General features: G+C 26.9%; 5 protein-coding genes. All 5 read right to left on the bottom strand.

Going from position 1 to position 13,122, the window contains the following annotated elements:
* Nucleotides 1-110 precede the first annotated feature (110 nt).
* From IC758_RS05240 to IC758_RS05220, 5 genes are read right to left on the bottom strand one after another with little or no spacing between them, the layout of a single operon-like run.
* Complete coding sequence (locus IC758_RS05240) at nucleotides 111-3,638, bottom strand: AAA family ATPase (RefSeq protein WP_227482157.1); 3,528 nt, start codon at nucleotides 3,636-3,638, stop codon at nucleotides 111-113.
* Nucleotides 3,625-4,836: an exonuclease SbcCD subunit D gene (locus tag IC758_RS05235; protein ID WP_227860813.1), complete on the bottom strand. Its 1,212-nt coding sequence runs from the start codon at nucleotides 4,834-4,836 to the stop codon at nucleotides 3,625-3,627. The genes IC758_RS05240 and IC758_RS05235 overlap by 14 nt, the downstream gene beginning before the upstream one ends.
* 46 nt (nucleotides 4,837-4,882) lie before the next feature.
* On the bottom strand, nucleotides 4,883-8,710 hold the full coding sequence (gene addA / locus IC758_RS05230) for a helicase-exonuclease AddAB subunit AddA (RefSeq protein WP_227860812.1): 3,828 nt from the start codon (nucleotides 8,708-8,710) through the stop codon (nucleotides 4,883-4,885).
* Nucleotides 8,710-12,180 (bottom strand): helicase-exonuclease AddAB subunit AddB, encoded by a 3,471-nt coding sequence (gene addB / locus IC758_RS05225; protein ID WP_227860811.1) that lies wholly within the window; start codon nucleotides 12,178-12,180, stop codon nucleotides 8,710-8,712. The genes addA and addB overlap by 1 nt, the downstream gene beginning before the upstream one ends.
* Nucleotides 12,170-13,000 carry a PD-(D/E)XK nuclease family protein gene (locus tag IC758_RS05220; RefSeq protein ID WP_227434002.1) on the bottom strand — a complete coding sequence of 277 codons (831 nt, stop codon included), beginning with the start codon at nucleotides 12,998-13,000 and terminating at the stop codon, nucleotides 12,170-12,172. The genes addB and IC758_RS05220 overlap by 11 nt, the downstream gene beginning before the upstream one ends.
* Nucleotides 13,001-13,122 lie beyond the last annotated feature (122 nt).

Below are 13,122 nucleotides of genomic sequence, written 5' to 3'. Positions count from 1 at the left end.
TTTTTTTATATTGACATTAATTATAAATAAATTTAATATTAGTTTTAATTATATCACAATTATATATTTTTTGGAAATGTTAGATAATATATTCAATTAACATATTGTTTCTAACTGTATTCAATTTTTACTTTTGAACCTACACCAGCTTCACTTGATGAAACCAATAACTTAACAGGAACCCTATTTTTAAGTTCTTCGACATGACTTATTATACCCACACTTAGATTATTACTATGCAATCTTTCCAATGATTCTATAACAATCTCCAAAAGTTCACTGTCCAATGAACCAAATCCTTCATCTAAGAAGAAGAATTCAAGCGGTGCACTTCCTTTTAATTGTATTTGAGATGAAAGAGCAAGTGCTAATGATAGTGAAGTTAAAAATGTCTCTCCTCCAGATAGAGTATCAATACTTCTTCTTTCTCCTCCATTAAAATTATCTCTCATTACAAAATTGAGTGTTGAGTCAATTTCAAGTGCATATCTTCCTTTAGTTATTCCTTCTAGTCTTTTTGATGCTTCTAAAGCTATATACTTTAGTTGATTTGTAGAGACATATTCTACAAATTTATTTCCTTGTATACATTTATCTAATTCTTCTAACAAATCTACTTTATGTTCAACCAATCTAAGTTCCTTATTAAAATCATTTATCTTATCTAAAGAATCTTTTAATGTTAGCAACCTATTTTGATTAGCTCCAATGTCTTTGGATATATTTCCTATTTCTACTTTCATATTATAAATATTATCTTTTAATTGTTCAAAGTATTCTTTTTTAATAATTCTTCCATTTAATTTTTCTTTTGATGATTTTATTTTAAATGATAATAACTTTTGTTCTTCTTCATATTCTAATATTTCTTCAATCAATTTTTTTACTTCTTCACTTTCTAATAACGCTCTTTTTACTGCGTATATACTTTCAAACTTATTTTCTGCTAGCAGTTTATTTAATATTATTTTTTGTTCTTTATATTGTTCTTTAGCAGTTTTAAGTCTTCCATCTATATTGTGCTTTTCAGCAAGATTTTTTTCATATTCTGACCTTTGTTCTTCTAGCTTTACTTTACTAGACTCTTCTTGTTCTAGTATCTTGCATATACGTTCTTCAACACTATGTAAAAGATTTTCAGCTAAATCACCTTTTGTTATGTTAATTACTTCTTTATACTTACTGTCTCTATGCACTTTTTTTTCTACATATAACTCTCTAGCTTTTATTAACTCTAATTCTATTTCATGTAACTTACTTTCTTGTTCTCTTATTTTAATATCTAATAAATCTCTGTTTTTTAATAAGTTTGAGTATCCAGTATTTAATAATTCTAATTTTTTTTCATTTTCTCTTATTTCTTCTACTTTTGATGATAGATTTGAAACTTTAGTAATTGTTTTTAATCCTAAATACTCTTGTTTTAATTTCTTACATTTATGTTCCAGGTTTTCAATTTCGATATTTAAGTCTTTTATTAATTTCTTATAGTTATTCAGACTTTCATTTATCTTTAATTCTTCTTTTTCAATTCTATTTTTTTCTTCTTTTGCCAATGTTATTTTATTTTCGGTGCTTTCCTTCTCTTTTTCCCACTCTTGAATATTAGACTTAAGAACAGCTAATTTTCTTTGTTCATCATCAAGTCTTTTAAATAATTGACTTGATGGAATTTCCCCAAGCTTTCCTTTTACATCTTCCAATTCTTTAGTTTTCATTTTTTCTACAGACACATAACCACTTACTTTAGAATTTAATTCTTCAATATTGTGTCTTATGCTTACTTTTTCTTTTTCCAATTTATCCAATTTGTCTTTGACAAAAACTATATTTTCATCATAATTAGTTATATTATGATTTTCATGGTGCTTTGAACCACAAACTGGGCATGGCACATTTTCTTTTAATTCACGTCTAAGTTCAGAAGCCAAATTCAAGTATTTCAGTTCTTCCAACTCTTTTTCAAGGTCTTCTCTATTTTTTCTATTATTCTCAAGCTTTTCATTTACTAGACTTAGCTCTCTCTCAATATTAAATTTCTTTTCTAAAACTACCTTTAATTCATCTTGTATATTATTTTTCTTACTTTCATTTTCTTTGGTATTATTTGCCTTATTTCTTAATTCAGTTACATATTCAGATTTTAAAAGCAAATCTTCACTTTTACCAGGACATTTCTTAAGAAGAACATCTAAATGAAGAGACAAACTTTCTAGGTTATGGTTGATATCATTTTTATCTCTATCAATATATCTAACTTTTAAATTTATATCTTCTGTATCCTTAGATATTTCTCCTAGCTTATTTATTTTTTGAGTTTTCTCTTCTAGTACTTTATTATAATCTTTCTCATATTCATATGCTAAAAATATTTTTTGTTTTAATTCTGCACTTATATTTACTTTATCTATTTTTCCTTCAACTTCTTTTACAGACTTAATAACTGCTTCTTTTCTAGATTCAGAATCTTTTTTTAGTTTTTCTAACTCCATTTTGTTTTTACTTAAATCAAGGCCATTTTCTTTTAATTCTTTTAATTCCTTATCTAGTAAAACTAATTCTTCTTCTAGTTTTATTGCTTGTTGTAACTTTATTTTTTCCTCACTTAACTTAGGAACTTCTTCATTTTTAATTCGACTTATTTTTTCATATCTATGCTTTGTAACTTCAAGTTCTTGATTTAAAATTACTAATTTTTTATCTAAATTATCTACTGTGAAACTGTCCTCTTTTATTCTTTTTTCTAAATTTTGAACTGTGCCTATATATGGGTCCACTCTTCTTGCATTATTATCATTTTCTACAAGATTAGTTTTTTCTTTTATCTCATTGCTTTTTAGATTAAGTTCATTTTTTCTAAGCTCATTTTTCTCTAGTTTCAATTGTTCCTCATATATTACTTTACTCTCTTCATAAGATTTTTGAGCTAAATCTAAAGTTTTATTTTTATCTTTTTCTAGTTTTTTTAACTCTATTAGTTCTTGATTGATATTATTATACACTTCTTCTGTAATTCCATCGTATTGACTTAATTTTGATTTCAAGTCTTTTAACTTTTGCAAATGTAAATTTTTTCTCTTTTTTACCTTATCTCCAAGACTTCTTCCATACTTTTCAAGATTGAAAATTCTCTCTAACATGTCTCTTCTATCTGCACGTGATAATCTCAAAAACTCATTGAATTTGTCTTGTGGTAAAACTACTGACCTCGTAAAATCGTTTGATGTTAGTCCTACAACTTGAGCCACTTTTTCATTTACTTCAACAACTTTATCAGCCAAAACATTTTTTGTATTATCATTTAACACCTCTACTAATCTAGCGCCAGAAGTTTTTGTTCCTGTTTTACTTCTTACAATAGTTCTATCTACAATGTATCTTCTTCTTGTATTTTTGCTTCCTATCTCAAATTCATATGATATAATTGCTTTGTCACATACACTGTTTATATATTCTTTTGTATTTCTAGATATATTTCCATACATAGCAATGGTTATGGCATCTAAAATTGTAGATTTCCCACTTCCAGTAGTCCCAAATATTCCAAACAAACCTCTTTCAATTAGCTTTTCAAAGTCTATAACTTGTTTATCAATATAACTATTAAGTCCAGTCAGTTCTAATCTAATTGGTCTCATCTGTTGATTCACCTTCTTCACTTATTATATCTAGAAATAAATCCATAAGTTCTCCTTTTGGTTCTACTCCTCTACTAAAGGAATAAAATTCTTTGAATAATTCTGCCATAGACTTTTCTTTTATATCTACACTTTCTTGTTCATAACAAGATGTTATTATCGGTTTTATCTCTATTATGTCTTTTAATAATTCTTTCATTTTTTTAATTTCACTTTGAGATATTATCTCATCAGTATTTATTTCAAAGTATGACCAAATATCTCTACCTTGATTTTTCTCACATATATCTAAAGCTTCATCTATACCATTACATTTAAATACTTCTATTGGCTTGTAATTATTAAAATAAATTTCCTCGATATTTGGTTTTTCTCCTGCTTTTATATCCACTATATACGCACCTTTAGTATATGCTCTTTCATCTTTGCTGTATTGAAGCGGAGAACCAGAATAATATGCATTTAAACGTTCAGAAGCTTTTTGTTGTTTGTGCAAATGTCCTAATGCAGTATATTGAGCTTTTTCTGGTAAGTCTTTTTTTTCAACCAGAAAGCTTCCCCCTAGTTGTATTGGTCTCTCTGATTCTGTACTCTCTCCACCTATTACAAATATATGTGATACTGCTATATTTATAGTATCGCTTCTAAAATTTTCTCCTAAACTTCTAAATATATCACCTACTTTTTCAGAGTAAGTCTTTTGCTTTTCCAAATCATCTTCACTTGAAAAAACCTCATTTAATCTTTTTTCACTTGGATAAGGTAATGTAGCAATTACAATACTTTCTCCATTTATATTTAGTGTTGTGCATCCTTGTACAGCCTCTATTATTTCAAACTTTTCATACTTAGCTATTTCTGTAGAACTTGATGGATAACCAAATATAAGTATACCCTGTTCATGTGCTAAAGGTGTTATTGCAGAAAGTCTCTCTGGATTATCATGATTCCCAGAAATTATTATTACACATCTTTGTCCATTATTAGCAAGTCTTGAAACAGTTCTATAAAACAGTTTTTCTGCTTGAGCTGGTGGATTAGAATTATCATATATATCACCAGCAATTATTACCATATCAACTTCATTTGATTCTACTATTTGTATGAAGTCCTCACAAAATTTTGCCTGCTCTTCAATTCTAGAGTGGCCTTCTAGGTATTTCCCTAAATGCCAATCTGATGTATGAATGAATCTCATTTTTTCCCTCCCCATTTATATTTATGTCTAATTTATATCAAAATAATTAATAACAAACAGCCTCATCAATTCCAAATAAATATATACATTTTTCTTTTACTGATTTTCCAGTTAAAGTTTCAATAACATCTGCATATAAATCTAATTGTCTCTTATATTTCTCTATTATCTGATTTATATTTTCTTCATTTACAAAATCTGTTTTATAATCTACTAAAACTATCTGATTATCTTCTTCAAAATAAGCATCAACTATACCTCTTAACATGACACTTTCTTTGTCATAAATTTTCTTATCATCATTTTTTATCAATTCTTCATAAAGATATATATCTTTCATATTTACTTGTGCATAAATTGACTTTTCTCTATTTATAAGTTCAGCATTTAACATCCTTTTTCCTATATTAGATGTAAAAAATTTATATATTTTATAAGGATTTACTATACTAGCTTGCTTTTCTGTTATTATACCCTTTGAAATAAAACTTTTTATTTGCATCTTTATATCACTTATGTTGTTTACCTTCTTTAAATCTAAAACTTCCATAACTAAGTGAATTATTGTACCTCTTTCTGCTCCATTTATTTTTTCTTTTTCTTCATCATTTTGAATAAATAGAGGTTTTTTTAAGGTTATTTTTTGTTCGAATATAGTATTTATCAACTCTTCTTCATAATTATTTTGTATCTTATTTATTTCTGTAACTGATATACTAGCAGGTTTTTTTGTACTAAATTCATATGGATATATATAGTTTAACTTTTCTTCTATTTCAGCATAATAATCGCTATCAGGCTCATCTACATCTATTTTTTCAAGAATTTCTTCAATACTTTCTTTTTCTTCATCATTTTTCTTTTGTATTAAAATATCATCCTTATTCCATAACTTTCCATACCAATTTGAATTATGTTCAACATTAAATGGCACATCTAATCCCATATCTTCCAATAAATTAGATAAATCTTTATGTTTTAATACACAAGGCATTATCCAATCTAAGAAATTCTTACTTTTTAGTATTTCATATTGTGATATTGTATCTAAATTTTCAATTCCATTGGACCATTTTTTCATGCTATCTTGTACATTTCTAGTAGAGCCTGTTATAATCAGTTTCTCTTTTGCCCTCGTAAATGCAACATATAAGACTCTCATCTCTTCTGATAAATTTTCTATATTTATTTTGCTTTTTAGTGCTTCTTTAGCTATACTTGGAAAAGAAATTCGTCTCTCATAATCCACAAACTGAGGTCCATATCCTAAGTTATGATGATATAAAATACTCTTTTTAAAATCTTGAGTATTGAAATTTTTTCCCATAGCAGAACATATAACTATTGGAAATTCTAGACCTTTACTCTTATGGATACTCATTATTCTAACAACATTTGCATTTTCTCCAAGTGTTTTTGCACTCCCCATATCAGAGCTAGATTTTTTTAATTTCTCTATAAAATTTACAAAGTTGAATATTCCCTTAAAGCTAGTCTCTTCAAATTGTTTTGCTCTCTCAAAAAGTACTTTCAAGTTGGCTTGTCTTTGACTTCCACCTGGTAATGCTCCAACATAAGCATAGTATCCAGTTTTTGTATATAAATACCATATAAATTCATCTGTACTCATGTACATTGATTTTTCTTTGAATTCTTTTAGTTTAATCAGAAAGTCTTTGCTTTTATTTATACATTCTTCACTTGGTACAAAATCCGACTTATTTTCATTCTGTGATTCTGTAAATTCATCATACTCTGATGTACTTTCTAAAACTTCATAAAAAGTTTTATCTTTATTTTGAATTCTAATATCAATTAAATCTTCTGGTGTAAATCCAAATATAGGTGACTTTAACACAGCTATAAGTGGTATATCTTGCATTGGATTATCTATTATCTGAAGTAATGATAGTATTGTTTTTATTTCAATTGTATCAAAATATCCAACTCCAACATCAGCATAAGTAGGTATATCCATATTCATCAACTCATCTGCAAACACAGGTGCCCATGCAGATGTAGCTCTTAAAAGAATCACTATATCCTTAAATTCCACAGGTCTATAGGCATCAATTCCTTTATCATAAACTTTTTGAATCTTTCCATCTTCATTGGCTCTCATTAAATCCTTAATAATCTTTCCAACCATTCTAGCTTCAAGTTGTATATTGTCTAGTTCTTCATCTTCTTCTACTTCATTTTCTTCATTATTAACATTATTATCTTTATTATTTATAATATCATTACTAGGTTTAGTATTTTTTTGTATAAGGTGTATTTCTGTTGCTCCGCCAACAATAGAGTTCTCATCTAAATCTGATTTAAAATCTGCACCCAAATTAAGTCTTTCTTTTTCTGTATATTCAATCTCTCCTATATTCTCATTCATTATATTTTCAAATATATAATTTACAGAGTCTACAACTTCTTCTCTACTTCTAAAGTTTTTATAAAGCATTATTTTTCTGTGAGAACTTCCTTTTTCATCTTTATAGCTATTGTACTTTTGTAAAAACAACTCTGGTTTTGCTTGTCTAAATCTATAGATACTCTGCTTTACGTCACCAACCATAAATCTATTTGGAGTATCTATGTTTGCTACAGTTTTGAGCAGTACTTCTTGTACAAGATTGCTATCTTGATATTCATCTATAAATATTTCATAGAAATTATCTCTATACCCCATAGCTATATCAGAAGGTACGATATTTCCGTTCTCATCTATATTCGTAAGTATATTTAAGGCAAAATGCTCTATATCATTAAAATCTATTATTCCTTTTTCACTTTTTTTATTGCTGTATTCTTCTTCAAATCTTAGAACAATATTGGATATTGGTTTAACTATATTATAAAGATACTTAATTTCGTCTTTAATAGATTCGCTATCTTTATTAAATGTAGCATTTATTATACTTTCTAAAGATTTTTTAATTTTATCTCTTATTACTTTTGCTTTTTCTTTTGATTCTTTTATATATGAAGGAGCATCTTTTGGTATCCTTTTTATACCTTTTACATAGTTTTCAAAAGACATACTTGACATCTTCTTATGTGCCTCATTCCATGATTTATTACATGCTTCTGAAATATCGACCACTCTCTTATACTCAATCGAAAGCTTCTCTGTAAAAGTTTCTAGCTCTTCTATTGACTTAACTTCTTTTAAGGCCTTTTCCATATTTGAGCAAATTCCATCAATTTCTATTTTTACAGTGTCTAATATAGCTCTAGCCCAAATAGATTCTGAAAAATCAAAGTCCTCATCAATGTTAAATCTCTCTGCTGAATCAACAAGCCATTTTTTAGGCTCAGGAGAAGCCATTGCAAATGAATATATTCCTAAAATAATATCCTGAACCTCTTTATCTCCGCCTCTTTCTGCATAACTTTCAACTAAATTTAAAAAACCCTCTTCTCTTTCTTCATATAATTTTTCAAATACTTCTTCTATTGCCTCTTGTTTCAAAATAGCGCATTCAGTTTGGTCTCCTATTCTAAAATTAGGGTCTAGGTTTATTCTATGGAAGTTTGATTTTATAACATCTAAACAAAATGAGTGTATTGTTGTAATACTTGACTTATTTAATAAGACAAGTTGATTTTGTAAATGTTTATTTTCTGGATTTTCATCTAATGCTTTTCCTATAGCATCACCTATTCTCTCTCTCATTTCTGATGCAGCCGCATTAGTAAATGTAACTACTAATAATTTATCTATATCAATTGGATTTTCTCTACTTGTTATCATTTGAATTATACGTTCAACCAGTACTGCTGTTTTTCCCGACCCAGCAGCAGCTGCAACAAGTAAGTTACAGTCTCTACTTTCTATAACTTCTGTTTGCTCTTTTGTCCATTTAGGAGAACTCATCAATCAACATCTCCTTCCATCATTTTTATTATCTCTTCATTGCTCTTATTATTTAAAATTTTATATTTATTATCTTTCATAGTTGAATCAAATTGACATATAGCTGAATAATCACAAAAATCACATGATGTTCCCTCTTTATGTTTATATGGAGATATCTTTATTTCACCACTCAACATTTCTTCACATAAATCCTTTATCGCATGTTTTACATATTTTCTAAGTAACCTAAAATCTTCATAACTTACTGTAGATGTGCTTTTACCTACATTTCCATCCTTTGTAAGACCTACTGGTATTACTAATGAATTTTTTCTTTTTCCATCTATCAATGACTTATCCATCTCTTTTATTATATGAGAATCTTTTACCACAAGCCCTTTCATTCTAAGCTCTTTTAATATTGCTTCTTGTATTTCAGCGTCATCTTTATCTTCATTAAACTTTGCTATTGGGTTATTTATTCTACAATATAATATTGCTGCTGGATTTAAATTTATATCTTCTTCTTCTTTTACACTTTCAAGGATTGCATCAAGATATACAAGTAATTGTAATTGTAGGCCATAGTATATCTCTGTTAAACTTATAGCTTTATTACCTGATTTATAATCTACTATTCTTATATATTTGTTTTCACCTTCTTCAAACTCATCTACTCTATCTATTTGACCGATTAAATTTACTTCTTCTCCATTATTCAAAACTATTTTTATAGGAGGGTATTTACCGTCTTTACCAAATTTAACTTCATAATCTACAGGTTCAAATGAACCTTGTTTTATCTGTTGGCTAATTATATTTATAGCTGTTGTAAGCATATTCTTCAATCTATACGCAAGATATTTATATCTTTCAGAACTATTTAATATATATCCTGGTATCTTTGAGATTATTTCATCAACTATAATACCTACCTTTAATTCTATATATTCTTCATCAATATCTTTCCACAATAAATTATCTTGTGATAGTTCTTTTGAAAATCTATCTAAAATATTATGAACAAAGGTTCCTAAATCTGGTGGTGTAAATGAATACTCTTTACGCTTTCTGGCTTTAAGGCCATATTGTATAAAATAAGCAAATGGACACTCTGCATATTTTTCAAGCCTAGACACACTAAGAGAATTACTTTTATATAATGACCTTATTTTTTTCTCTTCAATCCTATGAACTTGATTGGTATAACTAAGACCTTTTATAACTTTTTTTGTTATAGAACTATATAGTTCATCCTTTAGATAGTATCTATATATATCTAACCAGATACTATTCATTTCTTCTTTGCTATACTCATCACTATCGTAGTTTTTTATTACACTTATAAGCTCGTTAAATGTAGGTGATTTTACAGTTATTTTTTTAAGTATATCTTCATTAGTTCTTTTATCTTCTTCTATCAAATAACTTTTATTTTCTACATTTGGGAATATTTTCTTCAATCTTGATATAATTATTGAAGGTCTAAGTGTCTTACCCTCATGGTCAGATATAGGATATGTTATAATTAGATTTTCAGATGTTGAAGTAAGGGCTTTATATACTAAAAATTGTTCTTCAAAACTTCTAGTTTTACTATCTATGTCAACTTCAATACCTTTATTTCCAAGACTCTCCCTATCATTATCACTTAATATTCCACTATCTTTTGTAATTAAAGGAAATACACCATCTGTAGTTCCTATTAAGTATAAGTATTTTGTATTTGGATTTTTCATTCTGTCCACACTACTTACAAGTACTTGGTCTATACTAGGAGGAACTAGCCCTAACTCATACTCATCAAAACCAAGAGTTATTAATTTTATAAATTTTTCTAAGGATATTATTTCTTCACCCATAAGTTCCACCATTTGGTCTAAAACATCTACTACTATATCCCAAACTTGTGAATACTGATTAGCAACATCGAGTTCTCCTTTATCCTTAAAATTTACTATTAAACTCTCTATAGTTTCTGGCATATTTATATCTAGTAAAAACTCATATATATACTTGCAAATTTCTTTTACTCTGTTTTTTCCCTTTAATTTTTCTTGTAAATTTATTATTGGCTCTAATACTCTATTTTTTATTTTATTTATTTTATCTTTTAATTCTACCTCAAATTCACTTTCTTCATTAATAAGACTTTGTGTTATTCTATAATCCCACTTTTCATCAAACCATTTCTTACCTTTAATCCCATTGGCTAGTACATAATTTTCTAGTAAATTTATATCATCATTATCAATTCCTATAAGACCACTCTTTAAATACCTAAACATAGTTTCATATCCATATCGTCTGTTTTTCATTTCTAGAGCCGAAATAATTAATATAACTATTGGATTACTTTTTGCTTCTCTCTTTTTATCTATAAAGTTAGGTATGTTATACTCATTAAATATAGAATGTACCAAAAAATCATATCTATTTAAGTCTCTTGTAGCAAGAGTTATATCTCTATATCTAACATTTTTGTCTCTAACCAAATGTACAATTTCTTTAGCTATTTCTTCTACCTCTGAATATAGATTATTAAATTCTTTTATTTTTATATTTTTAGTTGGATTTATATATGTTTTATATGGATAAGCATTATAAAACTTTTCTAAATGTTGTAACTCTTGAATTCCTTCAAATCTTTTTATAGTGCCTGTATTTAAATTTACTTGTGGTAATATTTTTACTCCTTCTTCATTACATAATTGAGTTAATTTTGAATAAGTAAACTTAGTTCTAGAAAATACATCTGCTTTGCTATATCCAATATAATTAACATTATCTACAGTCAAAGATATATTAACATCTTTAGCTTTATTTAATATACTTTTTATAACATTGTATTGATTTGGTGTAAAACCTGTAAACTCATCTATATAAACATAAGCTCCTTCTAAATAGTTACTCAATTCTATTTTGCCTGATAATGAAGTCAACATATCTTGAGCATCTATATAATTTTCATGTAATTTTCCTTCAAAAGAATTATATATCTTACTTATATCTTTTAACTTTAAACTTAATGTCTCATTTTCTAATTCTCCAGATATATTTTCTAACATTTCAGGACTTATATTGTACTGTTTCATTTCTGATATCATATCTGTAATTGAACTTACAAAACCAGATTGCGACTTTGATTTTGAAAATACATTTAACTCTTCACTTACATCTTCTATCGCTCGATACACCATCATTGCTTTTCCACTAGAATTTATATTTACATCTGTTAATCCTCCTGTTTGAGAAAAAACTATGTTACTCAGTGTTTTAAAACTAAGCACTCTAACTCTTAAGTACTTGTCCTTTTCTCTTCCTAAAAATAGTTTGCTTACTCTATTTTCAGCTTCAAATGTATACTGTTCTGGAACTAAAAGTATAACAGATGTCATTTCATTTTTTTGAGATTCTTTTTTAATTTCATCTAATATATATGTAGATTTTCCACTTCCACATCTACCTAATATAAACCTAAGTCCCATAAATTTCCGCCTCCAAAATACTATAATCTATTTCTTTGTCATTGCATAATTTATTAAACTCACAATACTTACAATGACTTTTATTTCTATAGCACATACGTTCTTCTTTATTATATACCTTTTCTATATCATTGTATAGATTGTGTTCGTATGTATGTTCTTCATAATTAGTACTTTTTATCATGTTTATATAGTTTTGAATCTTATTTCTATTTGCTTCATGTTTTTCTTCATCATATGAGATATTAATTGGCAAATCATCAAATTCAGGTTGGTAATATTTCATACTTATATCTTTAACATTTACTTCTATTTTTAAAACTTTTGGTATAACTTCTTTTGCCAAAAACATATAAACTATTGTTTGAATCCTACTTTCCACATTTTTATAGTTAATCTTTTTAGACTCAGTTTTCCAGTCCCATATCTCTATATTGCCTTTTCCAACTACAATTAAATCATACTTTGCTTGTAATATGTCCCCATTTAAATTCATCCTTACTTCATATTCTGGTAAATACATTTTTTCTTTTTCGATAGGAACAATTTTTTTTATATTCTCAATCCATTTTGAAAATCTTTTACTATTTTTATCATCTTCATTAAAATAGATTCCAAGTGGTATATTACTAAAGTATCTTTCACAAATTAAATGAAAGTCTCTTCCAGTTTTTAAACTATCATAATATTCTCTACTACCTATATCATCATTTTTCCAATTTATTTTATCAATATACTTATATTTAAATTTTAGTGGGCACGATTTATATGTGTTAATTGAATTTTGACTATAAGAAAAATATTTTAATTTATCATTCAATCATATCACTTCTCTCTTAACTTTATTTTTTAATAACTATTTATTATATATTAATTTGGCATTCTTTTAACAGTATATAAGCTAAACTCATCATATATTAACTTATATTTCTTTCAATAATA

The sequence above is a fragment of the Clostridioides sp. ES-W-0016-02 genome, from assembly GCF_020641035.1.
Taxonomy (GTDB): Bacteria; Bacillota; Clostridia; order Peptostreptococcales; family Peptostreptococcaceae; genus Clostridioides.
The sequence above is the reverse complement of the archived record's forward strand: the minus strand, read 5'-3'. Positions and strand labels throughout refer to the sequence as shown.

Coding starts and splice junctions, on each gene's coding strand:
- IC758_RS05240 (WP_227482157.1), bottom strand. CDS start 3,638: ATGAGACCAATTAGATTAGAACTGACTGGACTTAATAGTTATATTGAT.
- addB (WP_227860811.1), bottom strand. CDS start 12,180: ATGGGACTTAGGTTTATATTAGGTAGATGTGGAAGTGGAAAATCTACA.
- addA (WP_227860812.1), bottom strand. CDS start 8,710: ATGAGTTCTCCTAAATGGACAAAAGAGCAAACAGAAGTTATAGAAAGT.
- IC758_RS05235 (WP_227860813.1), bottom strand. CDS start 4,836: ATGAGATTCATTCATACATCAGATTGGCATTTAGGGAAATACCTAGAA.